Origin of the sequence: Synechococcus sp. UW105 (assembly GCF_900473935.1) — a bacterium.
Taxonomy (GTDB): Bacteria; Cyanobacteriota; Cyanobacteriia; order PCC-6307; family Cyanobiaceae; genus Synechococcus_C.
In genome coordinates this window covers 116,051-140,819 of sequence record NZ_UCNN01000030.1, presented here as the reverse complement: position 1 = coordinate 140,819, position 24,769 = coordinate 116,051, and the positions used below count along the sequence as shown (strand labels likewise).

25 protein-coding genes and 1 tRNA gene are annotated in these 24,769 nt (G+C 54.8%); 18 read left to right on the top strand and 8 right to left on the bottom strand.

Annotated features, from left to right (window positions below; translation table 11 throughout):
• Positions 1-5: 5 nt before the first annotated feature.
• Positions 6-686, top strand: coding sequence for a phosphoribosylglycinamide formyltransferase (gene purN / locus DXY16_RS13020; RefSeq protein WP_244281686.1), 681 nt, complete (start codon positions 6-8; stop codon positions 684-686).
• Positions 687-708: 22 nt separating this feature from the next.
• Here the strand turns inward: purN and argC are convergent, their stop codons facing one another.
• Positions 709-1,815: an N-acetyl-gamma-glutamyl-phosphate reductase gene (argC, locus tag DXY16_RS13015; protein WP_115015051.1), complete on the bottom strand. Its 1,107-nt coding sequence runs from the start codon at positions 1,813-1,815 to the stop codon at positions 709-711.
• Positions 1,816-1,913: 98 nt separating this feature from the next.
• Between argC and ribBA the strand changes: the two genes are divergently transcribed.
• The gene (gene ribBA, locus DXY16_RS13010) at positions 1,914-3,599 is read left to right on the top strand and encodes a bifunctional 3,4-dihydroxy-2-butanone-4-phosphate synthase/GTP cyclohydrolase II (protein ID WP_170953978.1); all 1,686 of its coding nucleotides are present in this window, start codon (positions 1,914-1,916) and stop codon (positions 3,597-3,599) included.
• Between the two features lie 13 nt (positions 3,600-3,612).
• Here ribBA and DXY16_RS13005 read toward each other — a convergent pair whose 3' ends face one another.
• A complete protein-coding gene (locus DXY16_RS13005; protein WP_371410920.1) occupies positions 3,613-4,038 on the bottom strand; it encodes a peptidylprolyl isomerase in 426 nt (141 codons plus the stop codon).
• Positions 4,039-4,115: 77 nt separating this feature from the next.
• Here DXY16_RS13005 and mtnP point away from each other — a divergent pair, with 77 nt between their 5' ends.
• On the top strand, positions 4,116-5,033 hold the full coding sequence (mtnP, locus tag DXY16_RS13000; RefSeq protein WP_115121576.1) for an S-methyl-5'-thioadenosine phosphorylase: 918 nt from the start codon (positions 4,116-4,118) through the stop codon (positions 5,031-5,033).
• Positions 5,034-5,050: 17 nt separating this feature from the next.
• Here mtnP and murQ read toward each other — a convergent pair whose 3' ends face one another.
• From murQ to dnaK, 4 genes are read right to left on the bottom strand one after another with little or no spacing between them, the layout of a single operon-like run.
• Positions 5,051-6,010 carry an N-acetylmuramic acid 6-phosphate etherase gene (murQ, locus tag DXY16_RS12995; RefSeq protein WP_115121575.1) on the bottom strand — a complete coding sequence of 320 codons (960 nt, stop codon included), beginning with the start codon at positions 6,008-6,010 and terminating at the stop codon, positions 5,051-5,053.
• Positions 6,011-6,016: 6 nt separating this feature from the next.
• Positions 6,017-6,421, bottom strand: coding sequence for a DUF3110 domain-containing protein (locus tag DXY16_RS12990; RefSeq protein ID WP_115121574.1), 405 nt, complete (start codon positions 6,419-6,421; stop codon positions 6,017-6,019).
• 59 nt (positions 6,422-6,480) lie between these two features.
• Positions 6,481-7,410, bottom strand: a complete 930-nt coding sequence (locus tag DXY16_RS12985) for a DnaJ C-terminal domain-containing protein (protein WP_115121573.1) — start codon at positions 7,408-7,410, stop codon at positions 6,481-6,483.
• Positions 7,394-9,391 carry a molecular chaperone DnaK gene (dnaK, locus tag DXY16_RS12980; RefSeq protein WP_115121572.1) on the bottom strand — a complete coding sequence of 666 codons (1,998 nt, stop codon included), beginning with the start codon at positions 9,389-9,391 and terminating at the stop codon, positions 7,394-7,396. The genes DXY16_RS12985 and dnaK overlap by 17 nt, the downstream gene beginning before the upstream one ends.
• Before the next feature lie 144 nt (positions 9,392-9,535).
• On the opposite strand from dnaK, the gene pstC reads away from it, so the two are divergent.
• The 3 genes from pstC to pstB all read left to right on the top strand — a co-directional run bounded on the left by pstC (position 9,536) and on the right by pstB (position 12,279).
• A complete protein-coding gene (gene pstC, locus DXY16_RS12975; RefSeq protein WP_115121571.1) occupies positions 9,536-10,486 on the top strand; it encodes a phosphate ABC transporter permease subunit PstC in 951 nt (316 codons plus the stop codon).
• Positions 10,486-11,385 (top strand): phosphate ABC transporter permease PstA, encoded by a 900-nt coding sequence (gene pstA, locus DXY16_RS12970; RefSeq protein ID WP_115121570.1) that lies wholly within the window; start codon positions 10,486-10,488, stop codon positions 11,383-11,385. The genes pstC and pstA overlap by 1 nt, the downstream gene beginning before the upstream one ends.
• Before the next feature lie 75 nt (positions 11,386-11,460).
• A complete protein-coding gene (gene pstB / locus DXY16_RS12965) occupies positions 11,461-12,279 on the top strand; it encodes a phosphate ABC transporter ATP-binding protein PstB (RefSeq protein WP_115121569.1) in 819 nt (272 codons plus the stop codon).
• Positions 12,280-12,341: 62 nt separating this feature from the next.
• Here pstB and DXY16_RS12960 read toward each other — a convergent pair.
• Positions 12,342-12,428 (bottom strand) — tRNA-Ser (locus tag DXY16_RS12960).
• A 53-nt stretch (positions 12,429-12,481) separates the two neighbouring features.
• On the opposite strand from DXY16_RS12960, the gene DXY16_RS12955 reads away from it, so the two are divergent.
• From DXY16_RS12955 to DXY16_RS12900, 12 genes are all read left to right on the top strand, one after another.
• Positions 12,482-12,850 carry a 2Fe-2S iron-sulfur cluster-binding protein gene (locus DXY16_RS12955; RefSeq protein WP_115121568.1) on the top strand — a complete coding sequence of 123 codons (369 nt, stop codon included), beginning with the start codon at positions 12,482-12,484 and terminating at the stop codon, positions 12,848-12,850.
• A 1-nt stretch (position 12,851) separates the two neighbouring features.
• A complete protein-coding gene (locus DXY16_RS12950) occupies positions 12,852-13,739 on the top strand; it encodes an inositol monophosphatase family protein (RefSeq protein WP_244281685.1) in 888 nt (295 codons plus the stop codon).
• A 22-nt stretch (positions 13,740-13,761) separates the two neighbouring features.
• Entirely contained in the window at positions 13,762-14,940 is a 1,179-nt protein-coding gene (locus DXY16_RS12945) for an ATP phosphoribosyltransferase regulatory subunit (protein WP_115121566.1), read from the top strand.
• Between the two features lie 45 nt (positions 14,941-14,985).
• Positions 14,986-15,210 (top strand): ferredoxin family protein, encoded by a 225-nt coding sequence (locus tag DXY16_RS12940; RefSeq protein WP_115015026.1) that lies wholly within the window; start codon positions 14,986-14,988, stop codon positions 15,208-15,210.
• Positions 15,211-15,299: 89 nt separating this feature from the next.
• Complete coding sequence (gene htpG, locus DXY16_RS12935) at positions 15,300-17,204, top strand: molecular chaperone HtpG (RefSeq protein WP_115121565.1); 1,905 nt, start codon at positions 15,300-15,302, stop codon at positions 17,202-17,204.
• Between the two features lie 61 nt (positions 17,205-17,265).
• Complete coding sequence (gene rpmB / locus DXY16_RS12930) at positions 17,266-17,502, top strand: 50S ribosomal protein L28 (RefSeq protein WP_115015341.1); 237 nt, start codon at positions 17,266-17,268, stop codon at positions 17,500-17,502.
• A gap of 46 nt (positions 17,503-17,548) precedes the next feature.
• Positions 17,549-18,106, top strand: coding sequence for a peroxiredoxin (locus DXY16_RS12925; protein WP_115121564.1), 558 nt, complete (start codon positions 17,549-17,551; stop codon positions 18,104-18,106).
• Positions 18,107-18,201: 95 nt separating this feature from the next.
• A complete protein-coding gene (gene ggpS / locus DXY16_RS12920; RefSeq protein ID WP_115121563.1) occupies positions 18,202-19,695 on the top strand; it encodes a glucosylglycerol-phosphate synthase in 1,494 nt (497 codons plus the stop codon).
• The gene (locus tag DXY16_RS12915) at positions 19,692-20,978 is read left to right on the top strand and encodes an ABC transporter substrate-binding protein (RefSeq protein WP_115121562.1); all 1,287 of its coding nucleotides are present in this window, start codon (positions 19,692-19,694) and stop codon (positions 20,976-20,978) included. Before ggpS ends, DXY16_RS12915 begins: the two co-directional genes overlap by 4 nt.
• Complete coding sequence (locus DXY16_RS12910) at positions 20,975-21,838, top strand: carbohydrate ABC transporter permease (RefSeq protein ID WP_115121561.1); 864 nt, start codon at positions 20,975-20,977, stop codon at positions 21,836-21,838. The genes DXY16_RS12915 and DXY16_RS12910 overlap by 4 nt, the downstream gene beginning before the upstream one ends.
• A 2-nt stretch (positions 21,839-21,840) precedes the next feature.
• Positions 21,841-22,665, top strand: coding sequence for a carbohydrate ABC transporter permease (locus DXY16_RS12905; protein WP_115121560.1), 825 nt, complete (start codon positions 21,841-21,843; stop codon positions 22,663-22,665).
• A complete protein-coding gene (locus DXY16_RS12900) occupies positions 22,662-23,636 on the top strand; it encodes an ABC transporter ATP-binding protein (protein ID WP_115121559.1) in 975 nt (324 codons plus the stop codon). Before DXY16_RS12905 ends, DXY16_RS12900 begins: the two co-directional genes overlap by 4 nt.
• On the opposite strand, the gene csaB is transcribed toward DXY16_RS12900, so the two are convergent.
• Complete coding sequence (gene csaB / locus DXY16_RS12895) at positions 23,633-24,745, bottom strand: polysaccharide pyruvyl transferase CsaB (protein ID WP_115121558.1); 1,113 nt, start codon at positions 24,743-24,745, stop codon at positions 23,633-23,635. The genes DXY16_RS12900 and csaB overlap by 4 nt on opposite strands.
• Positions 24,746-24,769: the final 24 nt, after the last annotated feature.

The following is a 24,769-nucleotide window of genomic DNA, read 5'->3' as shown; positions in this document are numbered from 1 at the left end:
TCTGAATGCCCGCTTTGTCAAACATTAGCCACTTCAATCCAATGGACAATCGGCGTGGGGATGTCCTGATGGCTCCGTTGGAGCGTGCCTGGCCACAGTTCAACCCACCGCTGCGCCTTGGCGTGATGGCTTCTGGAAATGGCAGCAATTTCGAGGCTCTGGTGCAGGCAAGCCAGGAACGACTGGATGCTCAGATCGAGCTACTGGTTGTGAATAATCCAGGCTGTGGGGCCCAACAAAGAGCTGAACGCCTCGCTGTGCCCTGCCTTGTCCATGACCATCGCTGTTACAGCAGCCGTGAAGACCTCGACAGGGCCCTTGTTGACAGTTTTCGACAGGCAGGAGTGGAAGCGGTGGTGATGGCTGGGTGGATGCGGATTGTCACACCGGTGATGATCAGTGCCTATCAGGAACGACTGATCAACATTCATCCATCTCTTCTACCGAGCTTTCGGGGTCTCAATGCTGTTGGTCAAGCGCTGGCTGCTGGCGTACGAATCACAGGCTGTACGGCACATTTGGTGCGTGAGGACGTGGACACCGGTCCTGTGATCAGCCAAGCAGCCGTACCAGTGTTGGAAGGCGACGATCACGAAACACTGTCGTCCCGTATCAGTGCTCAAGAGCACCGGATCTTGCCTTGGGCCGTGGCGTTAAGTGGTGAACGTTGGCGATCAGAAGGTTGAGAGCGAATAGGCCTTGTCCTGATCAGGGATAAAACGGATCGAGTGGCAGGCCCGTGGTGGCCGTGAGGCCTGCCATCAGATTGAGGCACTGCACCCCCTGACCAGCCTGCCCTTTCATCAGATTGTCGACAGCACTCATCAGCACTAACCGTCCGGTACGGCTATCGACCTGAACAGACAGCAGTGCCTGGTTGGTGTGTTTGGCCCACTTCGTGGCCGGATACGTACCGACGGGGAGAACGCGCACGCAGGGGTGGTGGCGATACACAGCCTCCAAGACCGTTGTGCAATCGTCTGCAGTCAAGCCTGGATCCCTCAGCCGGGCATAAACGGTGGCCAGAAGACCACGAACCATTGGCACAAGGTGCGGGGTGAACTGGAGATTGATCTGACATCCAGCCACGGATGAGGCGATCTGTTCGATCTCTGAAGTGTGGCGATGGCCCACAACGCCGTAGGGGCAGATCGATTCAGAGGCTTCCGCGAGGAGGAGGTTTTCCTTCGCAGCTCTTCCCCCTCCGGAGGTTCCTGTTTTGGCGTCAATGATCAATCCGTCGGTCTCGATCAGTCCTTGCTTCAGGAAGGGCAGAAGTGGCAGAAGGCTTGTTGTAGGGAAGCATCCTGGGGCAGCAACCAGACGGGCCTGAGCGATGGCCGGTCCATGCCATTCCGGCAGTCCGTAAACCGCCTCCTGGCACAAATCGGAGTCTTGCCGTTGATGCTTCTGTGCCTCATGCACATAGACCTGAGACCATTCGTCCAGGCTGCGATAGCGGTAATCCGCCGACAAATCCACAACACGAACACCCCGCTCAAGCAGCTTGGGAACCATCTCACTCGCGAGTCCGTTGGGAAGACTGAGCACGGCATAGTCAGCCGCCTCGGAAATCCTGTCCGCATCAGGCGCTTCGACAACGGGGTCATCCAACAAGGGCAGAAAAGGGCAAACATCACTCCAGCGCTTGCCTGCACTGCGCTCACCACCAAGGAAGGTGACTGCGAACTGGGGATGGGCTTGTAACAGCCGGAGGGTCTGCAAACCGCCGTAGCCAGAGGCTCCCACGACCGCGACGCGTCCGACAACCCCGCCCGAGGCGATAGGGGCGGGAATCGTGGAAGTGGGCTGCATGCGTCGTTTGGGAGTTCGGCTGATCGTACTGATGTCGATAATGAATGCAGATCGTTGGCTTCTGAACTCCCCTGAGCACGCCTTCCACTGCTGACGCGATTCAAACCGTTCGCTTCGACACCATTCCTGATGCCCTTGCTGCGATCCGCAACGGCGAATGTGTCGTTGTGGTGGATGACGAACGCCGCGAGAACGAAGGTGACCTGATCTGCGCAGCCCAATACGCTTCCCCGGATCAGATCAACTTCATGGCAACTCATGCCAGGGGATTGATCTGTCTGGCCATGGAAGGCCAGCAGCTTGATGCTCTTGATCTGCCTTTGATGGTTGATCGCAATACAGATGCCAACCAAACAGCCTTCACGGTCAGCATTGATGCAGGCCCTGAGAATGGTGTTTCAACGGGGATCTCGGCTGAAGACCGTTCCAAAACCATCCAGGTTGCTCTTCGACAGGATGCACGTCCTACGGATCTGCGCCGTCCTGGTCATATTTTCCCGCTGCGAGCTCGCCAGGGAGGCGTTCTGAAGCGAGCCGGCCATACCGAGGCAGCCATCGATCTTTCCGCCCTTTCTGGCCTCATCCCAGCCGGTGTGATCTGCGAAATCCAAAATGCGGATGGTTCGATGGCCAGGCTTCCCCAACTCAAGGAGTATGCGGATCAATGGAATCTTCGCCTCATCAGCATTGCTGACCTGATTCGTTACCGGCTTGAGAATGAACGTTTTGTTGTGCGTCAGGCTTATGCCTCGATGCCCAGTGTTTTCGGTGAATTCAAGGCCATTGGTTATCGCAATGAGCTTGATGGAAGCGAGCATGTCGCCATTGTTAAAGGCGATCCCGATCGCTTGAGCGAACCCGTTCTGGTGCGCATGCACTCCGAGTGCCTCACCGGCGATGCCTTCGGCTCACTGCGTTGTGATTGCAGGCCACAACTGGAGGCTGCACTGCGTCAAATCGAAGCTGAGGGAGAAGGCGTGGTGGTCTATCTGCGTCAAGAAGGACGTGGGATCGGGCTGATCAACAAACTCAAGGCCTACAGCCTTCAGGACGGTGGCCTAGACACGGTTGAAGCCAATGAGAAGCTGGGGTTTCCGGCCGATCTCCGCAACTATGGGGTTGGGGCTCAGATCCTTAGTGATCTTGGCATTCATCGCCTTCGTCTTCTGACGAACAATCCACGCAAGATCGCCGGTCTGGGTGGTTATGGCCTGGAGGTGGTGGATCGGGTGCCGCTGGTGATCAATCCAGGCGATCACAATGCCGATTATCTTGCGGTCAAACGTGACAAGTTAGGCCATCTATTTCAAGCTAGCAATGATCAGCCAAATACGCCAATCTTTAATAGCGAAGACTCAATCATTGCGCCAATAACAAGCCAAACGGTGATTAGCTGGGATGGCAATTGCCGTTCAGATCAACTCCCCTTGATCCGCACCAGATGTGAAACAGCTGCCAGCAACCTTGAAGTCTCGATCACAGCCAACTCATCACCGAGGCTTTTGGCCCTGTGGGAACGTCCCCAATTTGCATGGCGCATCACGGATGTACAGAGAGGACCCGGTGGTACATCCTTCACGACGCGACTCCGGTCACTGATTCAAACACTCGCTTCTTGGCAGGAAACCAGCCGGATTGGTCTCTACACCGCCCCAACAGCTGAACAACTCAATCATCCATCGCAGACCTTGGAGCGGATCGAAGCATCCCTCGAAGACGTCAGAAGCGGACGGATGCCCGAACAGAGTCAGCTTGAGCAGCCGACTCTGTTGATGTGGACTTGATCGTGGCGACCAATCAGTCCTGAACGGTCACTTTGTTGATTCGGGAACCATTGCGCAGAGCCATCACAACGTTCATATCCCCGGTTTGACCAAAAACCGTGTGCACTCCATCAAGATGAGGCTGTGCTTCGTGAACGATAAAAAACTGACTGCCGCCGGTGTTAGGGCCCGCATGGGCCATTGAGAGCGCACCTGGACCATGCTTTCGGCTATTGATCTCGCAATCGATCATGTAGCCGGGGCCTCCGGTTCCAGCCATTCCCTTCGCGCCTTCACGTGAATTCGGACAGCCGCCCTGGGCCATAAAGCCATCGATGACCCGATGGAAGGCAAGACCGTCATAGAACCCGTCTTTGGCCAATTTGACGAAGTTGGCCACCGTTTTCGGGGCGTCGTTATCGAACAAGTCCAGCTTGATCTGGCCGGCATCGGTTTCCATCAGAACAGTCGTCAAAACGCTGGCAGCAAAAGACCATGCTACGCAGGTGCAGGATGGACTGAATGACATCCCTTGCCATGCCCAGTGACGCCCTTCAGGACAACCTCAAAGAGGCCCGAGTTGGAGTGATCGGCGGCAGTGGGCTTTATGCCATCGATGGATTGGAGGGGGTCAAGGAACTACAAGTGCAAACCCCCTTCGGTGAGCCTTCCGATTCCTTTCGAATCGGCCGCTTGAACGGAGTTGAAGTGGTGTTCCTTGCTCGACATGGTCGAGGTCATCATCTGCTGCCAACGGAAGTGCCCTATCGGGCAAACATCTGGGCCATGCGATCACTTCAAGTTCGATGGCTGGTATCCGTATCGGCTGTTGGTTCCTTACAGGCCCATCTTCAACCGCGCGACATGGTGGTGCCGGAACAATTTATTGATCGCACGATGCAGCGACCGTCAAGCTTTTTCGGCAACGGTTGTGTTGCTCATGTCAGTCTCGCTGACCCCTTCTGCCCAAAGCTCAGTGCCCTCTTGGCAACGGCGGCGGAAACCTCACTACCGGATGGTCAACGACTGCACCGGGGTGGGACGTATTTATGCATGGAGGGACCTGCCTTTTCGACCCGGGCGGAAAGTGAGCTGTACCGAAGTTGGGGTTGTGATGTGATTGGCATGACCAACCACACGGAAGCCCGTCTCGCCCGTGAAGCTGAGATCGCCTATGCGTCTCTCAGCATGGTCACCGACTTTGACTGCTGGCATACGGATCATGATGCTGTCAGTGTCGAGATGGTGATCGCCAATTTGCAGGCCAATGCGGCAGCCACAGGTCCGATTCTTCAGGGGCTCATGCAAGCCCTGGCTGCGTCGCGCCCCCTTTCACCAGCGCACACAGCTCTCGCGGATGCCTTGATGACGCGTCCTGAGTCGGTTCCGGCCACAACACGCCAAGCCCTTGACCTGTTCACAAGCCCCTATTGGGGTGCTTTCAACGCTGACTAAGCCGAGAGTCTGGTGATTCAGGATGCTTTCAACTCAGCGTCACAACTGATCAAAGCGTCCCGTAGCTGATTGCCGTGATTGGCGAGCACTGAGCGGGCTTCTTCCAACGGAAGTTCGGTGCCTGCCATCAACAGCGCCAGCTTCACAGATCCGTCAGCTTGTCGCAGCAACTCGATGCCACGATCGCGCGGAACATTGGCGAGATCCCTAAGGATGCGCAAAGCACGATCCATCAGCTTGCTGTTGGTTGCTGCGACATCAACCATGCGATTTCCATACACCTTCCCCAGGCGCACCATCACCGAGGTTGAAATCACGTTGAGCGCCATTTTGGTTGCAGTGCCAGCCTTCAGGCGAGTTGAGCCCGTCAGCAGCTCAGGGCCTGTGATCAAACGGATATCAATGTCACAACCAATCGGCACCTGCTCGGCAGGAACGCAGGCCATCGCAATGGCAAGTGCTCCAGTGACTCGTGCATAGTTCAGGGCACCATGCACATAGGGTGTCGTTCCTCCCGCTGCAATTCCGATCACGCAATCTGCTGGCCCGAGCTGGCAAGCCTGAAGATCACTGGCTCCAGCATCACTGAGATCCTCGAGTCCTTCTGAACTGCGGAGTAGAGCAGGAGCGCCTCCGGCAAGAACACCCTGCACAAGCTCTGGAGGACTACAGAAGGTTGGTGGGCATTCTGCGGCGTCCAAAACGCCAAGCCTTCCAGACGTACCAGCTCCCACATAGAAAAGGCGTCCTCCACCACGCAGCCGCTCGGAAATGCGTTCAACTGCCTCAGTGATTGCCCCAGCAGCTTGAGCCACAGCCTGTTGAGGTTTGACGTCTTCGCTAATGAACAGGGTGACCAGGTCTTCAACGCTGAGGGTGTCGAGATCGCTGCTGCGGGGATTGGACTGCTCGGTGAGCAAGTGGCCACGATCTTCGGACGCCACAAGCATTGGCTCTGAGTTGATGGGTTCCGTCATCGTCGCTCAGAGCAATCCTTCAAGGCGCCGGCGGATCTCATCCAGATCACTGCTCTTGCCTGTGGGTGGAGCAGCAGTTTCATCACCTGGTTCAGACTCCTGCCAAGTGCTCACATCACGATTGGCGGATGGAGGCGCAAGCAGCAACCGGTCTTCATCCGTCTTGGGAACAAATCCAGACTCCACAAGCCTTGGTTCGTAACCGGCCTGACGGCAGAAGATCTCAATCTCTTCGCGATCCAAGGCTTCGATGGTTGGAACAGGAAAGTCCTGCGCCTCCAGCAGTCCGGCGTAACGATCCGCATCATCACGGTTCTCGAACATCAACACCACTGTGTTTCCGGAGACTTCCAGTGAGTGAATGCCTTCACTGTCCTGTCCGGCGTCATAAAGAAGAACGTGAACAAGCATTCGGCGCAGATAATCAAGGCCAGTCTCTCACCGATGAGCCAGAAACCGATCGGACAAGATCAGTCGAGCTCAGTTTCGAGAGCTAGTTCTTGCAGTCTTCGATAGAGAGCCCGCTCCGCCTCCGTGAGCTGAGCAGGAATCACAACGACGATCTCCACCAATTGGTCACCCCGACGATCGTCCGATTCGAGTCCTCGTCCTCGCAGTCGCAGCAACCGGCCGCTAGAGGAGCCTGGCGGCACCTGGAGCGTGACCGGTCCAGTAAGAGTCGGCACGTCAACAGCACAGCCCAGAGCAGCATCGGCGGGTAGGAGCTCCAGGCGATAGTGCACGCGAAGCCCATCAATGCGAAGGCCCTCCTCCGTTTGCACTCGCAAATGGAGGAAGTGATCTCCTCCCCCAGGGGTCACGCCGGCAAGCCTGAGCCTCCAGCCATCTCCGGCCTGAGGTGGAGTCAGCACCTCAACGACGGTTCCATCGCTGAGCTCAATCTCAACAGCGGTTCCGCACAGTGCCTGATCCGGCGTGAGCAAAACATCAGTCTCAAGAGTTTCCGCTGCCTGCACAGGCGGAGGTGGGGGTGGTGGGGCTGTTGCCGGCCAATCACCAGAAAAATGCTGTGAGTCACCTGGTGAATCGGTCACCGTTTGCCGTGCCTCATCGTCTTCATCATTGGCCCGGCGTCGGCCCAAACCCAACACAACCTCGAGGTAATCCTCAAAGTCTGGAAAGCCTGAGGCAAAGGGGTCGACATGGGAAGGGGGATCGATGCTGCGTCCTTCCCAGGCGCGCCTCCGCTTCGGATCACTGAGCACCGCATAGGCCTCATTGACCAACTTGAACCGCTCTTCTGCCTGCCTGTCGTTGGCATTCAAATCCGGATGCCAGCGTCTTGCCTCACGACGGAAGGCCCGCTTTAGGGCATCCGCATCGCTATCTGGCTCGAGACCGAGCAGGGACCAGTAATTGGGTTCAGCGGTAGAAGTCATCATCCCAGGGATCCATCCCTTGTCTTGATGAGCTGTATCGGCCCTGGGAAGGTCTGCCACTGGGGCTCGACCAGGGGTCCTCGTCCCAGTCGTCATCGGCGAACAATTCATCCTTCAGAGAACCGAGGGTGTTTCTGATCCCCTGCAATGGACTGGACTCAGATCGTCGTTCTGCAGACAAACGTTTATTGAGACCAAACAAGGCCTCCTGGAGAGCGCTAACACCCAGTTCCAATTCCTGAAGATCATCCTGTTCCAGAAGATCCTGGAGGTCACGCATGGCCATCTCCACGGCACGCTGCTGCCGCTCAGCCCCATAAGGACCTAATTCGAGGGCCGCATCCCTTAAACGACGTTCAGCCTGGGAGACCAACGTCAGGGCCCTATTCCGGCGCTCAATCGCAGCACGGGTGCGACGGTCTTCATCGGCCCGAGCTTCAGCTTCGGCGAGCAGAGCCTGCAGTTCGTCTTCGTTCAAATTCGATCCACCTTGGATCGTTACTGATTGCTTTCTGCCAGTGGTTCGATCCGTTGCACTCACTTGCAAGATGCCGTTGGCGTCGATGTCAAAGGCGACCTGAATCTGGGGGACACCCCGAGGAGCGGGAGGAATACCGGAGAGACGGAACCGTCCCAACGATTTGTTGTCAGAGGCCATTTGACGTTCTCCCTGCCAAATATGAATCTCGACCGACGACTGATTCGATTCGGAGGTACTGAACACATCCGACTGGCGAACGGGAATCGGAGTGTTGCGGGGAATCAAAACCTTCATCAGCCCTCCCACCGTTTCAAGACCTAGGGATAGTGGTGTCACATCATTCAGCAACAGATCACGCAGTTCTCCAGTGAGAATCCCGGCTTGAACAGCTGCCCCAACGGCTACAACCTCATCCGGGTTGACTGATTGGCATGGATCGTGAGGAATCAGAGTGCGCACAAGCTGCTGCACCATCGGCATTCGCGTGCCACCACCAACCAGCACCACATCATCGACATCGTCTGCCGCCCAGCCAGAATCACGCAAGGCTGATTGGACGGGGACGAGCAGACGGTCGAGCAAATCAGGACACAAACCCTCGAAGGTCGAGCGTTCCAATGAGGTTTCGATGTGAAGCGGACCATCGGTACCTGTGGCAATAAAAGGTAGTGAGATCGGTGTGATCACAACACCAGACAGCTCCTGTTTGGCCTTTTCTGCTGCCTCTGTCAGTCGCTGCAGAGCCTGCCTGTCACGACGTAGGTCGATACCGTGAGCCTTCAAAAAAGCCTCTGCTAGCCAATCAACAATGCGCTGATCGAAGTCGTTACCACCCAATTGGGTGTCTCCATTGGTGCTCTTGACATCAAAAACACCGTTAGCCACACGCAACAGTGAGACATCGAAGGTGCCACCACCAAGGTCAAACACCAACACACGCTTCACCGCACTGCGATCAAAGCCATAGGCCAGAGCTGCTGCAGTGGGTTCGTTAAGGATGCGTTCAACCTCAATCCCGGCGAGCCGTCCGGCATCGCGGGTGGACTGACGCTGGGCATCATTGAAATAGGCAGGGACTGTAATCACCGCCGCTTCCACGCTTTCACCGAGATAGGTGGCGGCATCATCAACGAGCTTGCGAAGAATGCTGGCCACCAATTCCTCAGGGGCGTATTCCCTTTCCGTGATTGGACAGGCCACGCGCACGTTGTTCTGAGCATTGGCTCGAACCGTGTATGGAACCGTCAGACTGCTGTCATCCAGTTCATCCCAACTGCGACCTACAAAGCGTTTGAGATTGGAAAACGTATTTCTGGGGTTGAGGACCAGTTGACGCCGAGCTGCCTGACCAACAAGAAGTTCTGAATCCTTGGTGTAACCAAGCACTGATGGTGTGGTACGGGTGCCCTCGGCGTTCGCGATGACCTGCGGTCGACCCGCTTCCAACACCGCAACGACGGAATTGGTCGTTCCCAGGTCGATTCCGACGATCCGCCCCATGGCCGTGATTAGCGAACCTCCAAGTTAACGGGCCAAACCAAACGGCCCAAGCCCATTCATGACCGAATTTCCAATTGGTTAATACGGTCTTAGTGATCGAAGCGGTGGCTTCCGCGTACGTTTTAAGCACAGTGGTTCGCCTGCATGCCCATCGATCCCAACGACCTTTACAGGCTTCGGCGTCGCCCGCCTTCGGAAAAACAGCTCGACACGGGCTTCCATTGGCTGACTGTCTTAACGGCCTCCACCGTCGCGATTGTCCTGGTCTTGATCCTGGCCATCGTCTTTCACGGCTCCTTGGAGTCGATGGGGCTCTATGGATGGCGCTTCCTGGTCACCTCGAACTGGAACCCGGTCGACGACGAATACGGAGCCTTAACAGCCATCTACGGAACGATGGTGACTTCGTTGGTGTCATTACTCATTGCCGTTCCACTCGGAGTTGGCACCGCCATTTTCATCACAGAAAGGTTCATTCCTCGACCGCTGCGGGAAATCATCGGGCTGATGGTCGAGCTGCTTGCGGCGATTCCCTCGGTGGTTCTAGGGCTATGGGCCATTTTCGTTCTGGAGCCAGCCTTGCGCCCCTTCCTGACCTGGTTGCACGTCACGTTGAAGGACATCCCGTTGTTCAGCACCCAACCGCTGGGTCCAGGCATGACCCCAGCCATTTTGGTTCTTGTGGTGATGATCTTGCCGATCATCACGGCGATCTCTCGCGATTCACTGAATCAAGTGCCGATCAGGCTGCGGCAGGCTGCCTATGGGGTTGGCAGCACTCAATGGTCAGCCATCCTGCATGTGATCTTGCCTGCATCCATCTCCGGAATTGTGGGAGGTGTGATGTTGGCCCTTGGTCGTGCCATGGGTGAAACCATGGCAGTCACGATGATCATTGGCAATTCAAACAACTTCAGCTGGTCTCTACTCGCTCCGGGCAATACGATTGCCGCCATGTTGGCCAATCAATTTGGCGAGGCTGATGGCAGCCAGGTCTCCTCACTGATGTATGCAGCATTCGTCTTAATCCTTTTAACACTAGTGGTCAATATCCTGGCCCAGTTACTCGTTAAACGGCTCAGCCTTAAGTACTGATGACTTCCACAGTTGCTCAGGCCAGTCGGCCAATTCCAGATCTCCGATACAAGCCAACGCGATCACGAAACATCATCGGGATCGCCTTAACTTCCGTTGCAGGGCTCTTTTCACTCGTCGCTGTTCTGCCACTCTTTCTCGTTTTGAGCTATGTGCTTTACAAGGGTGCTAGCAAGCTCAGCCTCGACCTGTTTTTGCTAGAGCAGCCCGCTCCAGGCTTGGAGGTGGGAGGAATCAGCAATGCAATCCAAGGTTCAATCATTGTGACCTTGATAGCCAGCCTTCTAGCGATACCGATCGGTATTGGTGGTGGCGTATTTCTAGCAGAATATTCACGTAATGGATGGTTTGCTAATTTCATCCGATTTGGCACCAATGTTCTCTCAGGAGTTCCATCGATTATTGCCGGTGTCTTTATCTATAGCGCCATCGTTTCAACACGAATCCTGTTTGGTCACGCCTACAGCGCTGTAGCCGGGGGAATGGCATTGGCTGTTTTGATGTTGCCGACTGTGATCAAAACAACCGATGAAGGTCTGAAACTGGTCTCGGATGACCTACGCAGAGCCGCTCTCGGCGTCGGTGCTTCCCGTTTTGTCACGACCATTCGAATCACGTTGCCGAAGGCCTCGCGCTCAATTGCAACAGGGATTGTTCTCTCGATCGCCAGGGCTGCTGGCGAAACCGCTCCGCTGATCTTCACAGCCCTGTATTCACCCTGGTGGGCAGAAGGGATCTTCAACCCTGTCGGCAGTCTCTCCGTGTTGATCTTCAAGTTTGCAACCATGCCCTACGAGGTACAGAACGAACTTGCCTGGGCTGCCTCGTTCGTACTAGTGGCCTTCATTCTTGCACTCAATCTTGTGGCCCGGTGGATCAATACCTTCACCTCTCGTTGACCATTCCTAAGGTATTAACAATCCACCCATCGCTCCAATTAGCTGATTAAAGGCAGCGCCTCCTCACTTCTTTCCATGACAGTCTCTGCAACTACTGCGACGCCTACCACTGGGGAAGAGATCTGCCTCTCCCTTGAGAATGTATCCATCAGTTATGGCGGGGAAGAGGCCGTGCGCAACGTCTACTGCGCCATCCCTAGAGGACAGGTCACAGCCTTCATCGGCCCATCTGGATGCGGGAAGTCCACGGTGCTGAGAGCACTGAACCGAATGAATGATTTAATTGATAACTGCACTCTTAGTGGACGAGTTGTCTTTGACGGTGCTGATCTTTACCATCCAGGCGTCGACCCAGTTGAGGTGAGAAGGCGGATTGGCATGGTGTTCCAGCAACCGAATCCATTCCCCAAGAGCATCTTCGAAAATATTGCTTTTGGCGCCAGAATCAATGGCTATACGGGTGATATGGATGAATTAGTTGAACGCTCCTTACGACAAGCGGCTGTATGGGATGAGTGCAAAGACAAACTAAATGAAAGCGGATGTTCTCTCTCTGGTGGCCAACAGCAACGCTTATGCATTGCTCGAACCATTGCAATTCAACCCGAAGTGATTCTAATGGACGAGCCATGTTCTGCTCTTGATCCGATCTCAACCCTCAAAATTGAGGAAACCATGCATGAACTCAAAAAGACTTTCACAATTGTGATCGTGACGCACAACATGCAACAAGCTGTGCGCGTCAGTGATAGAACAGCATTTTTCAATGCCGAAGCGCAAGAGGGAGGCTCAGGGAAAGTGGGTTACCTCGTTGAATTCAACGAAACCGACAAGATTTTCAATGCACCGACCCAACAGGCCACCTATGACTATGTCTCTGGGCGTTTCGGCTGATCCGTAACCGTCCACCGAGCCAACCACTGCATAAAAAAACCGGCCTTAGGGCCGGTAGATAGCGGAGAGGGAGGGATTCGAACCCTCGATAGAGTTGCCCCTATACAGCATTTCCAGTGCTGCGCCTTCGACCACTCGGCCACCTCTCCAGCGGCTGATTGGGGCAGTGCGAATGTAGCAGGGCGTTTGATCGATTTCGGCCATGCCCCGCAGCCACAGGGTGACCATCCATTGGCGACAGGAGCAACGCACGATTACCCATCAGGTGCCGGAGGGTGAGTACATCCTCCGCAGTTTTGAACTGCAAGGAGACCCTCTGCCTTTCTCTTGCCGTAACGGATGTTGCACAGCCTGTGCAGTGCGTGTTCTCAGCGGAGAACTTGATCAGAGAGAAGCGATGGGATTGTCACGTGAGCTTCGTGACCAGGGCTACGGGTTGCTTTGTGTTGCCAGGGCAACCGCTGATCTGGAAGCTGAAACCCAGGATGAAGATGAGGTGTACGAGCTGCAGTTCGGACGTCACTTCGGCCAAGGCCGTGTCACCTCTGGTCTCCCACTCGACGAGGAATGACTTGAACCGATCGTCTTGCGAATCAGTTGCCAGTTCAGCTGGCCTGAACACGTCGCAACTCACGCACTTGCATGCCACGGCGAAAAAAGCTGCCGAACATGGTGCAGCGCAGCTGATGGTCCACTACGGCCGAGTGTCGAATATTCGCAGCAAAGGCCGTCATGGAGATCTGCTCACTGAAGCTGATGAAGCGGCTGAGGCAGCGGTTCTACAGCTGCTTCAGACCGAAACACCCAAGATCGGAATCCTTGCTGAGGAATCAGGACATCTTGGGCCACAGGATGGCTTGCAGTGGATGGTGGACCCGCTAGACGGCACCACCAACTTTGCCCACGGATATCCATTCTTCGCCACATCGGTTGGTTTGTGCTGGAACGGTGCTCCATTGCTTGGGGCCATTGCTGTTCCATATCTGAAGCAGATCTTTCACAGCTGTCCGGGCCAAGGCGCCTTCTGCAACGACGCACCGATTGCCGTCTCTCAGTGTTCTGATCTCAAGGATTCGCTTCTTGTGACAGGTTTTGCTTACGACCGTCACACCAGACTGGACAACAACTATGCCGAGTTCTGTTGGCTCACCCACCGAACCCATGGTGTTCGGCGCGGAGGGGCAGCCGCTGTTGACCTCGCCTTCGTCGCAGCTGGGCTGTTAGACGGTTACTGGGAACGAGGCCTCGCTCCTTGGGATCTAGCGGCAGGTGTCGCCCTGGTGCAACAGGCTGGTGGCGTTGTATCGGATTACGACCGAAGCCCCTTTCAACTGGGATCAGGCCGTGTACTCGCCTCGAATCCTGTACTCCATTCTCAAATCTCAAGCGAACTGGCACAGGTGAAACCGCTGTTGGGAGAGGTCATTGGCGAACCCAATCTCGGGCTCATGGGATCCTGAGACATCTGTTGTTTGCACTGGGATGGCCCTGCAACCTGCCTCCGGCGCGCGTGATCTCAATCCCCAACAGGTGGAGCACAACCAGTTGCTGCGCGAGCGCCTCGCCACTGTCTATCGCTGTTGGGGCTATGACGAGGTCTCTCCACCTCAGGTGGAGCGGATGGACACCCTTAAAGCCGGTGGTGGCATTGACAGCGCAGACATTGTGCGTCTGGTCGCTGATGAGCCGCTCGGACTCCGTCCAGAACTGACCGCGTCGATTGCCAGAGCGGCAACCACCAGACTTGCTGAGCGTCCGCGTCCATTACGACTCTGGTCGTCGGGAACCGTGTTTGAGAGCTGCGCCAACGATGAGGGTGGGCAGCGAATCGAAGAGAAGCTTCATAGCGGCGTTGAGCTGTTTGGTGCGAGCCAAGTCAATGGCGAATTGGAACTGCTCTCCTTGCTGATGGCCTCGATGCAAGCGCTTGAGCTCCAACAGAACCATGGGGCTCAGCTTCTGGTCGGCCATGCCGGCTTAATGAACCTGATTCTGTCTCCCTTCGCCCCTGAGGTCCGTCCCAAGATCAAGCAGGCCCTTGTTTGCTTCGATCGCCTTCAACTCCAAGCACTCGATTTACCAGCCGAGCAACTGCAACGGCTTCAGACACAAATCGACCTGCGAGGAGAACCCTCTGCAGTTCTCGCCGAGGAACGACGCGTCTTCGGCAGCCAGCCAGTGCTGTCCCATCTGGAACGCATGTTCAACCATCTACAACCGATTGCGGCCCAACTAGGGATCAAACTGCAGCTCGACCCAAGTTTCCAACCCCACTTCGAGTTGTATGACGGACTCGTTTTCCAGTTGGTTTGCCAGGGCCGTGCAGCACCGGTCGTAATCGCTCGTGGCGGCCGTTATGACCGTGTTTTGAAGCGCTTTGGAGCATCAGGCCACAACGCAGCAGGACTTGGCTTCAGTTTTTGTGTGGACGACATCCGAGATCTGCCTGCAGCCGAACAACCTTGTGTGAGCGACTTGGATCGGGTTCTGGTGGCCTATGGCCCAGCCTCGAGTCTGGAAACAGCATTGCTCCATCAACAGGAGCTTCACGGCAAGGGGATGAACGCCATGATCGAACTGGATCCAGTGGAGAGTTCCGATCACGCAGAGTCACTACTGGCAACGCGTCGATGTAGCTCTCTTGTCTGGTTACCGAGCTGAGTGGGATCAACGGCTGACTAGGATCAACGTCGCTCTGAGTGCCCCATGGCCCACACAATCGTGACCGATGTCTGCGAAGGCATCGCCGATTGCCTTGATGCGTGTCCTGTCGCCTGCATCCAGGCAGGCCAAGGCCGCAACAAGAAAGGTACCGAGTTCTACTGGATTGATTTCGATACCTGCATCGACTGCGGCATCTGTCTGCAAGTCTGTCCGGTGGAGGGTGCAATTCTTGCTGAAGAACGCTCTGATCTCCAGCGCACTCCCTAACCCTACGGGCGAGGTACGGAGACCTCACCAACAAAAGGCTTGAGCAGCTGAAGGGACATCCCTAATCTCGCCTTGTTCGATCTCGTGCCATGACCGTTCTAGAACAGGGTCAGATTCAGATCCATACCGAAAATATTTTCCCGATTATCAAGAAGGCGGTTTATTCCGGCCATGAGGTCTTTTTACGCGAACTAGTCAGCAACGCTGCTGATGCCATTAGCAAGCGTCGAATGGCAGCGATGGCGGGAGACTGCAGCGAAGGAGCCGAAGGCACCGTCTCAATTCGGGTTGATCGCGAAAAGAAAACGATCACCATCACAGATAACGGCATTGGCATGACCGCCGATGAAGTAAAGCGCTATATCAATCAGGTTGCATTCTCAAGTGCAGAAGATTTCCTGGAAAAGTACAAGAAAGAAGACGACGCAATTATTGGACATTTCGGCCTAGGGTTTTATTCAAGTTTTATGGTCGCCCGAGAAGTTGAGCTGATTACCTGTTCAGCTCGACCCAACTCAGAGCCTGTGCGCTGGTGTTGTGACGGTTCCCCCAACTTCAGCCTTGAAGCTGCTGAGCGGAGTGAACCAGGCACAGACGTGATTCTGCATCTTCTCGACGAAGAAGTTGAATACCTCGAGCCAGCCCGCCTGCGCAATCTGATCACGCAGTATTGCGACTTCATGCCGGTCACAGTGGAGCTAGAAGGAGAGCCAGTCAACAAAAAAATAGCACCATGGAGGCAATCACCAAGAGAGCTAACTGACGAGGACTACATCGAACTTTATCGATATCTTTATCCATTCCAGGGTGACCCATTGCTTTGGGTTCACCTCAATACAGATTACCCCTATGCACTGCAAGGAATTCTCTTCTTCCCGAAAGTGAGTGGTCGGGCCGACTGGGAAAAGGGCGAGATCCGTCTCTACTGCAATCAAGTCTTCGTTAGCGATTCAATCAAGGAAATAGTTCCTCGATATCTATTGCCACTGCGAGGCGTGATCGACTCACCAGACATTCCTCTGAACGTCAGTCGCAGCGCATTGCAGACTGACCGCAGAGTGCGGTCTATTGGCAATTTTGTAGCCAAGAAAGTTGCAGATCGTCTACGCAACCTCAAGCAAGAGGATGCCAAGTCCTACGCCGAGGCATGGGATGCCTTGGCTCCATTCGTGAAGATCGGGGCCATGGAGGATGAAAAGTTTGCCGATCAGGTCAGTGAGCTCATCTTGTTTGGCACAACCGCACCACCAAATCCAAGCGAAACAGAAGAACCCATTGCCGTAGGGGATCAAGCCTTTACAACTTTGGCGGGCTATCGAGCCCGCCAAGCGAGCGATCATGTCAATCGCGTTCTTTACTGCACTGACGAAATTGCACAAGCAGGGGCTCTTAGCCTTTGGAAAGGCCAGGGAGCGGAAGTTCTCCTCGCCGAAACAGTGATCGACAGTCAATTCATTCCTTGGCTTGAATCGAAGCATAGTGAGCTCAAATTTCAGCGTGTTGATGCCGAGCTCGACGAGAGCCTGCGCGATGAACAACCTGAACTGACCGATCAAGATGGTGAAAGCCCAAGTGAAAACCTGCGTGGCTTGATTAAAAAAGCGCTCAACAACGACAAGGTCACGATCCAGGTGCAAGCACTGAAAGGTGGTGCTGATTCTCCTGCGGCACTCATCCTTCTTCCTGAGCAGATGCGCCGTATGAATGACATCGGTGCTCTGATGGAGCAACGTCTCCCCGGATTACCAGACCATCATGTTCTGCTGGTGAATCGCCGTCATCCCATGGTGGAAGGTCTCTTGAAACTGAATGCGGGCAGCGTTCTCGTCAGCAATGAGACCAGTTCTCCAAGCCAGCAACTAGCGGCATCCCTAGCCCAGCATCTCTATGACATGGCCCGGTTGTCGGTCGGAGGGCTGGAGCCCAATGAGCTCGCAGGCTTTCAGTCCCGTAGCACCAAACTGATGTCAGAACTGATGGAGAGAGGTGTGTGAGCGTCCCTCTTTGGTAGGATCAACTCTTGGCTTAGTGCCACTGCTCTACAGGAAGTTCATCATGTCACGGGTGTGTCAGCTCACCGGTACTCGGGCTAACAACGGCATGGCCGTGAGCCATTCACATATCCGTACGAAGAAACTGCAGCAAGCCAATCTGCAACAGAGGCGGCTGTGGTGGGCAGAAGGCAATCGCTGGGTGAAGCTTCGTGTGACCACACGAGCCCTCAAGACCATTCAAAAGAAAGGCCTGGGTGCCTATGCTCGTTCTCTTGGTGTGGATCTGAGCAAGCTCTGAGTTCCAAGCCACTGGCAGCAGCCATCTCTTCAGCCCCGAAACCAGCATGAACCGACGTCAATTCATCCGTCGGCTCGCTGCTTTCGGGGCTTTGCTGTTGGCCCCAAGGCCTACAAAAGCTTTAGGGGGCCCTTTACCGTCCATTGACCAGCGCGCTCCTGATTTTTCACTGCCAGGAACGGTGCGAGGCCAACAGGATCAAGACATCTGGAGCCTTGATCAGTTTCGGGGTCGATGGATCGTGCTTTATTTCTACCCACGCGATTTTACGTCGGGCTGCACGATTGAAGCCCACGGTTTTCAGCAATTGAACGATCAGTTTGAGCAGTCTGGAGCGTCAATTGTGGGCATCAGCGCTGATGGCGTCGACGACCATGCCTCCTTCTGCAGTTCGGAAGAGCTTGATTTCTTGCTGCTGTCCGACATGGACGGCCGGGTGAGCAAAGCCTATGGCTCATGGATGGCACCGTATTCGCTGCGCCATACGTTTTTAATCGATCCAACCGGGACGATTCGTCAGACTTGGACAGGGGTTCGGCCAACAGGGCATGCCAAAGACGTGCTTGAAACCCTCAAAACCTATAAGGACAACGCATTGGCCTAAGAACACTGTGGTTCACACCATTGCGTCGTGGAGCATGTGGGAAAATAGCAGTCAACCAGATGCCTACCAAGGCACATGGCACTTAGAGGGCTTTCATGCTGAACGACGAAGGAAAGAGTTCTTTTATTCTTCTCTACCATCGAACCCCTTTTGATGAGGTCATTGATGACAAGGGAAATCGAAGTTGGGGAGACCAGAAAAGTCCAAACGGTATCATTCCAACTCTAAGAAACCTATTTCGCAATCATCATGATGGCACCTGGATTGCATGGCGTCAGGTAGACGAGGTTAGTACCAGCGTTGACGAAAGGATCTCGATGGAGAATCCTTCTCCCTTTACTTTGAGGCGTATTCCACTCGAGCAATACCAGATTTCTAGCTTCTATCACGTCACATCAAAGGAATCGTTCTGGCCCATTCTCCATACTTTCCCCACCCACTTCGAAGTTAACAATGCCGACTGGGGGATTTTCGAAGACGTCAACCGTCGTTTTGCAGAGGCGGCATGCAAAGAAGCCGCAGTGGGTGCGACTGTTTGGATTCATGACTACAATCTTTGGCTAGCTCCTGGTTACATCAGAGCCGAACGCCCCGATCTAAAGATTGCCTTTTTTCATCACACCCCATTCCCGGGGAACGATGTCTTTGCAATTCTTCCTTGGCGTCAACAGATCCTCGAAAGCCTTCTCTGCTGTGATTTGGTCGGGTTCCATATTCCCCGTTACACAGAAAACTTTGCACGAGCGGCAAACTGTCTTCTTGGGGCCAAGAAGGGCCCAAAACGTGCTGTGAACCCTCGTTTTCTTAGTACTGGTACGGCGCTCACAGAGCCTTCAGAAACCCCTTGGCTTACTTACGAGGGGCGAACGATCCAGCTTGTTTCGTCACCAGTAGGAACGTCTCCTGATGTGATTCAAGCACTGGTCAACGATCAGGAGACCAAAAATCTTGGTGTTCATATTGAAGAAGACACTAGAAAGGGGAGGAAGCTGATCCTTTCTGCCAGCAGAGTCGACTACACCAAAGGTAATGAAGAACTACTCCTAGCCTTTGAGCGACTTCTCGAACGGCGGAAGGATCTTCATGGAAAAGTGGTGTTAATGCTTGCCTGTGTCTCTGCAGCCAGCGGCATGAAAATTTACGAAGACACACAGCGTTCAATTGAGGAAATGGCAGGACGAATTAATGGCCGTTTCAGCCTCATTGACTGGGTGCCGATTCGTTTTTCGACTCGCCGCATTCCCTATGAAGAGATGGTGGCATGGTTTACTCAATCTGATATCTGCTGGATTACTCCTTTGCGAGATGGCTTGAATCTCGTGGCCAAGGAATATGCAGCCGCACGCAAGAATCAAGGAGGCGTATTGGTGTTGTCAGAATTCACAGGTGCCTCTGTGGTTCTTGACGGTGCTGTCTTGACTAATCCCTATTCGCACAGACGGATGGACGACGCGATTGAATTGGCCCTGGAGATGCCCGAAAATGAGCAAAAGCGACGGATGCGAACTATGACTGCCGCGGTAGAAGCTTTTACGGTTCAAGACTGGGCTGAAGAACAGATGGGAAGCCTCGAGTTATCGCCTCGATGACGCCACTGCAGAGGGTTGTTGCGCTGCGTCCACGTCTTCTGGCTGCACTGCTGGCGCTGCTCATCATCCCCATCGGCCTGGCATCGGCACCGTTTCGGCACGTTGAACGCATCAACATCCTGATGCCGGCTCCGTTCGCCGATGCAACCAGGCCATTGGTGGAACAATTCAACCGCTTGCACAAAGGCAATATTCACCTTGACGTGATTCGCGGACCGTTTGAAACAGAAGCGATTTCTGATTTGGCCATCAGCAGTCTGCTTCTAGGTGATACACCCTTCGATGCGCTTTTGATGGATGTGACCTGGCTGCCGAAATATGCAGCTGCAGGATGGCTTCAATCTCTCGATCCCTGGTTCGACGCATCGGATGTGGAGACACTTGCCACTGGTGCTCGCGAGGGAAACACCTACCAGGGCACTCTCTACCGCTGGCCCTTCGTGGCAAGCATGGGCCTGCTCTACTGGCGCACTGATCTAATGGATCGGCCACCCGAAACCCCTGAGCAACTCGAAGCCATCAGCGTGAAGCTTCAAGCCGATCAAAAGGTTCCTTGGGGATACGTATGGCAAGGGCGTCAATATGAAGGCCTCAGCTGTGTTTTCCTTGAAATCATCGACGGCTTCGGTGGTTATTGGATGGATCCAGAAAACGGCGCCTTCGGTCTCGACAAACGCAATGGAGTTGAAGCAGCGACCTGGCTTCGCCATCTCATCAGTTCTGGCATTAGTCCCCAAGCAGTCACCAATTACGCCGAGCCAGATGCACTGCAGAGTTTCAAGGTAGGGGATTCAGCCTTGATGCGGAATTGGCCCTATGCCTGGGCAGAGTTGCAGAAGCCCGACAGTGAGGTCAAAGGGAAGGTAGGCATCAGCACCATGGTGGCCAAGGAAGCATCCTCCTCAACAGCAACCCTGGGGAGTTGGGGTCTTGCTTTGTTGGAGAGCAGTGCCCATCAAGATGCAACGGCAGAGGCCATTCGCTTCCTCACCTCAGAAGAAGCCCAAAAGACACTCTTTCTCTCTCATGGCTACACACCCGTACTCGTGTCGCTCTTTCAGGATCAGGAACTGATCAAGGTGAATCCCACCCTGCCAAAGCTTGCGGAGGCTCTAGAACACACAAAAGCCAGACCTGAAACCCCTCTCTATGCACAATTGAGTGATGTTCTCCAGAGGGAACTGAGTGGCGTTCTCACTGGCGAAGTCAGTGCAGAACAGGGAATGAAAAATGCCACCAATACCAGCACTGTGATCATGCGTTCTGCAGGAGATCGGCGTTGATGCTGCTTCTTCTTGTGCCAGCCGCCGTCCTGCTGGCAGTGGTGTTTGTGGCTCCGATGCTGCACTACGTGTGGCTCAGTGCTCACGCCAACTCGGTGCTCACCGGGTTAGTACCAATTCCGAATCAGGGGGCCAATTGGCTTCGTTTAGTCAGCGATCAACGTTTTTGGCAGGATGCAGGCCAGACACTTCGTTTCACCGTCGTGTCGGTCAGCCTTGAAGTGCTTCTGGCACTTGCCATTGCCCTGTTACTCGATCAGCGCTGGAGAGGCCGTGGTGTGGCCCGAGCACTGACGCTCATTCCATGGGCTCTGCCCACCACAGTGATGGCGCTGGGCTGGCGCTGGATCTTCAACACCCCCTACGGACCTCTGAATCAAACGGCGTCTCTCTTGGGGGTCGCTCCTCTCAATATCCTTTCCAATCCATCGATCACATGGATGGCAACGGTGTTGGCCGATGTCTGGAAAACCACCCCCTTCGCCGCCTTAATTCTCCTAGCCGGCCTTCAAACCATCCCAACGGATCTCTACGAGGCGCTGCGTCTTGAAGGTGCATCCCAGCGAACCTGTTTCCTGCGCATCACCCTGCCTCTGCTGAAGCCCTACATCGCGCTTGCTCTCCTGTTTCGACTCGCTCAGGCCTTTGGTGTCTTTGATCTCGTGCAGGTCATGACTGGAGGTGGACCTGCCAGCAGCACTGAAAGCCTGGCGCTCTACGCTTACATCAATGCCATGCGCTTCCTTGATTTCGGCTATAGCGCCACAGTGATGATCGGCAGTTTCATCTTGCTACTACTGCTCTGCCTGATTAGTTGGTCCTTTCTGATTCGTCTTCAACGCCGTACCGGGAGAGTCTGACGGTGAAGACTCTCCCGGTACGGCGATTGCTGATTGTGTTGTTGCTCAGCTGGTCACTCGGCCCATTGCTTTGGCAGCTTTATACCTCTTTCAGCACCAACGAAGCTCTGATCACCCCCTTCGCCAACATTGATCACCGCTGGACTCTGAACCATTATAAAGATGTCCTCACCGGCAATCCGCCGTTCTGGAGGTATCTCATCAACAGCCTGATTGTGGGAACAGGCAGCACCATTCTCACCCTTTGCATCGCAACACCCGCTGCCTATGCGATTACACGGTCCAGGGGCACGATCACGAATGTGGCGCAAACCATGCTCATCGTTGCAGCCCTGTTCCCCTATGTGTTGCTGTTTCTTGCCCTGCTGGAAGTGGCTCGAAGCCTACATCTGGGCAATCACCTTCTTGCCCTAACAATCCCATATGCAGCGTTGTCTCAACCCTTGGCAATTCTGCTGCTCTCAGCCGCATTCCGAGACCTTCCGATCGATTTAGAAGATGCAGCACGTCTGGAAGGATTAGGCCTATGGTCTCGATTGCGTTGGGTCCTGATTCCTCTGATCGCTCCAGCCACTGCTAGCACCGCCATTCTCGTATTTTTATTCGCCTGGAATGAATATCCGATTGCATTGACTTGGCTTAGCGATTCCAGCCTGCTGACCCTTCCGGTCGCCATGGCTCGCATCGCTGGATCTTCCATCTATTCAGTTCCCTATGGTGCCTACGCAGCTGCCACGGTTCTCGGTTCAATTCCATTGATTGCATTGGTCCTAATCTTCCAGAAATCGATTGTCTCCGGTCTCACGAGTGGAGCGGTGAAGGGATGAGTCTTAAGCTCAATAATCTTGGACGTCGAATTGACGGTCGGTGGATTCTTCGCCACTTGGATCTAGAGATTCAAAATGGTGAATGTCTGGCACTTGTGGGGGCTAGCGGCTGCGGGAAAAGTACGACGCTTCGAATCATCGCTGGCTTAGATCAAGCCGACGAGGGATCCATCACTATCGACGGCACTGATGTCACCTCCACCGCAGCGGTTGATCGCAAAGTGGGCATGGTGTTTCAAAGCTACGCCCTCTTCCCTCACCTCAGTGTGGCTGCCAATCTCGAACTGGGTCTGAAAGTACGCGGAGTCGCCCCATCAGAGCGCCAACAACGCGTTCGCCAGGTTCTGCAACTGGTGCAACTTGAGGAGCGGGCCAGTCAGAAACCAGCCCAACTCTCTGGCGGACAGCGCCAAAGAGTTGCCCTGGCAAGAGCTCTACTTCGGGACCCACTGGTGTATCTGCTTGATGAACCGATGAGCAATCTCGATGCACAATTAAGAGAAGAGCTCAGACCAGAACTACGCAGACTGGTGCTACGAGATCAAAAACCTGTCATTTATGTCACCCACGATCAGCATGAGGCGATGGCAATCGCTGATCGCATTGCTGTCTTGAAGGATGGCCAGATTGAGCAGGTTGCGAACCCCATCGAGTTGTACAAGCATCCCGCTTCGTTGTACGTAGCCGAATTTATCGGTCGGCCCCAAATCAATGTTTTGCCACCTGAGCAGGGTGTCATCAAGGCCATTCGACCTGAAGCTCTGAAGCTTCAGGCTGGGGGAATTGCCTGCGAGCTGCTGCACAGAGAATGGCTCGGAGCCAGCCAAATCTGGCAGCTGGACTCCCGTCTGGGGCCACTGCGAATGCATGTGGGATCGGAACAGACTGTTCCGGAATCGATCCAGGTGAGTTGGGCACCGGAACAGGAGCATCGCTTCAACGCCAGAAGCGGTAAGAGGCTTACGGCCTAGTGGCTGCTCATGATTCGTGAGAGCTCCCGATGCAACATTGCGCCATGACGGCCAGCATCCTCTTTGATGCAATCGATCGTGTGGGCATCGACCGGATGCATCAATTGATCTGTCCAACGTCTCATCAAATCGTCAAACGAAGGGAGATGATCTAAATCGACGCAATCGAGCTTGGCCATGGCAGCTGCCTCAGCGACTTTGGGGTCATAACTGAGAGCAGCACAGGGGGCCCCTGCCAACTGAGACAAAATCAATGCGTGTAAACGCATCGGCAGGACGAGTTGAGAGCGAGAGAACAGCGTTAAGACCTGATCCAGCGATTCAGCTAGCTGAAAGCGCGAACGACGGGCAAGAGTTTCTGGCATCAAACCGTGCGTTTCGAGCCAACCTGGCAGGGGATGATCTTGATGCTTGTGGAACGCAAGCCATGTGACAGGCAGGCTTTGGTCTTCTGCAAGTTGATTCACCACCTCAATCAGACGGGCCCACTCATGCAGATTGAGCTGACGCGTTGGCCGCCAGCAGAGAACGATGCCGCTTCGCTCTGCGTCGGCGCAGTGCTGACCATCCCAAACCAAGCCAGGAAAACTCCAGACAGGGTCAGCAGCAACAAGGGTTGGCACAGAGACATGCCATTGGTCAGCAAGCCGCTTTGAAGCGGGGTCACGCCAACCGATGGCTCTGACCCCCGGCAGGATCAGTCGGACCAAAAGGCGACTGGTCCAACGATTCAGGGGGCCAAGCCCCTGACCCCAGAGAATGACGGGAATGCTCCTTAGCCTGGCCAATGCCAGTAAGCAGATGTAATAGATCAGGCTCTTGAAACTGGTGCTGTCCTGAAGAAGACTTCCTCCTCCAAGCACCAAGGCATCTGAATGGATCAGAGCCTGAGCCGTGGCCTTCAGCGATCTCCTCTGCACAGCACGAACCCCGTAGCCTTGATGCAGCCCTTGAACCGCCTCGCTGTCGTGGGCTGTAACCCGAGACATCCATGGGGAAGGGATCTGATCGAGCAAGACAGCAAGCAGTGCATCATCACCAAGGTTGTGCTCGCCGTAATAGCCGCATAACAGCACCTGAGGGCTCTGGGTCCTACGCGTCACCGCCATTCAGCCTTGACCTGACCTCAGCAT

Excerpts from the sequence above, each read along its gene's own strand:
- pstC (WP_115121571.1), top strand. The coding sequence starts at position 9,536 with ATGCCCATCGATCCCAACGACCTTTACAGGCTTCGGCGTCGCCCGCCT.
- csaB (WP_115121558.1), bottom strand. The coding sequence starts at position 24,745 with ATGGCGGTGACGCGTAGGACCCAGAGCCCTCAGGTGCTGTTATGCGGC.
- DXY16_RS12990 (WP_115121574.1), bottom strand. The coding sequence starts at position 6,421 with ATGCTTGTTCACGTTCTTCTTTATGACGCCGGACAGGACAGTGAAGGC.
- rpmB (WP_115015341.1), top strand. The coding sequence starts at position 17,266 with ATGTCACGGGTGTGTCAGCTCACCGGTACTCGGGCTAACAACGGCATG.
- DXY16_RS12985 (WP_115121573.1), bottom strand. The coding sequence starts at position 7,410 with ATGACTTCTACCGCTGAACCCAATTACTGGTCCCTGCTCGGTCTCGAG.
- DXY16_RS12945 (WP_115121566.1), top strand. The coding sequence starts at position 13,762 with ATGGCCCTGCAACCTGCCTCCGGCGCGCGTGATCTCAATCCCCAACAG.
- purN (WP_244281686.1), top strand. The coding sequence starts at position 6 with ATGCCCGCTTTGTCAAACATTAGCCACTTCAATCCAATGGACAATCGG.
- DXY16_RS12940 (WP_115015026.1), top strand. The coding sequence starts at position 14,986 with ATGGCCCACACAATCGTGACCGATGTCTGCGAAGGCATCGCCGATTGC.
- mtnP (WP_115121576.1), top strand. The coding sequence starts at position 4,116 with ATGCCCAGTGACGCCCTTCAGGACAACCTCAAAGAGGCCCGAGTTGGA.
- DXY16_RS12915 (WP_115121562.1), top strand. The coding sequence starts at position 19,692 with ATGACGCCACTGCAGAGGGTTGTTGCGCTGCGTCCACGTCTTCTGGCT.
- ggpS (WP_115121563.1), top strand. The coding sequence starts at position 18,202 with ATGCTGAACGACGAAGGAAAGAGTTCTTTTATTCTTCTCTACCATCGA.
- murQ (WP_115121575.1), bottom strand. The coding sequence starts at position 6,010 with ATGACGGAACCCATCAACTCAGAGCCAATGCTTGTGGCGTCCGAAGAT.
- DXY16_RS12900 (WP_115121559.1), top strand. The coding sequence starts at position 22,662 with ATGAGTCTTAAGCTCAATAATCTTGGACGTCGAATTGACGGTCGGTGG.
- DXY16_RS12925 (WP_115121564.1), top strand. The coding sequence starts at position 17,549 with ATGAACCGACGTCAATTCATCCGTCGGCTCGCTGCTTTCGGGGCTTTG.
- pstA (WP_115121570.1), top strand. The coding sequence starts at position 10,486 with ATGACTTCCACAGTTGCTCAGGCCAGTCGGCCAATTCCAGATCTCCGA.
- argC (WP_115015051.1), bottom strand. The coding sequence starts at position 1,815 with ATGCAGCCCACTTCCACGATTCCCGCCCCTATCGCCTCGGGCGGGGTT.
- pstB (WP_115121569.1), top strand. The coding sequence starts at position 11,461 with ATGACAGTCTCTGCAACTACTGCGACGCCTACCACTGGGGAAGAGATC.
- DXY16_RS12955 (WP_115121568.1), top strand. The coding sequence starts at position 12,482 with ATGCCCCGCAGCCACAGGGTGACCATCCATTGGCGACAGGAGCAACGC.
- htpG (WP_115121565.1), top strand. The coding sequence starts at position 15,300 with ATGACCGTTCTAGAACAGGGTCAGATTCAGATCCATACCGAAAATATT.
- dnaK (WP_115121572.1), bottom strand. The coding sequence starts at position 9,391 with ATGGGGCGGATCGTCGGAATCGACCTGGGAACGACCAATTCCGTCGTT.
- DXY16_RS13005 (WP_371410920.1), bottom strand. The coding sequence starts at position 4,038 with ATGGAAACCGATGCCGGCCAGATCAAGCTGGACTTGTTCGATAACGAC.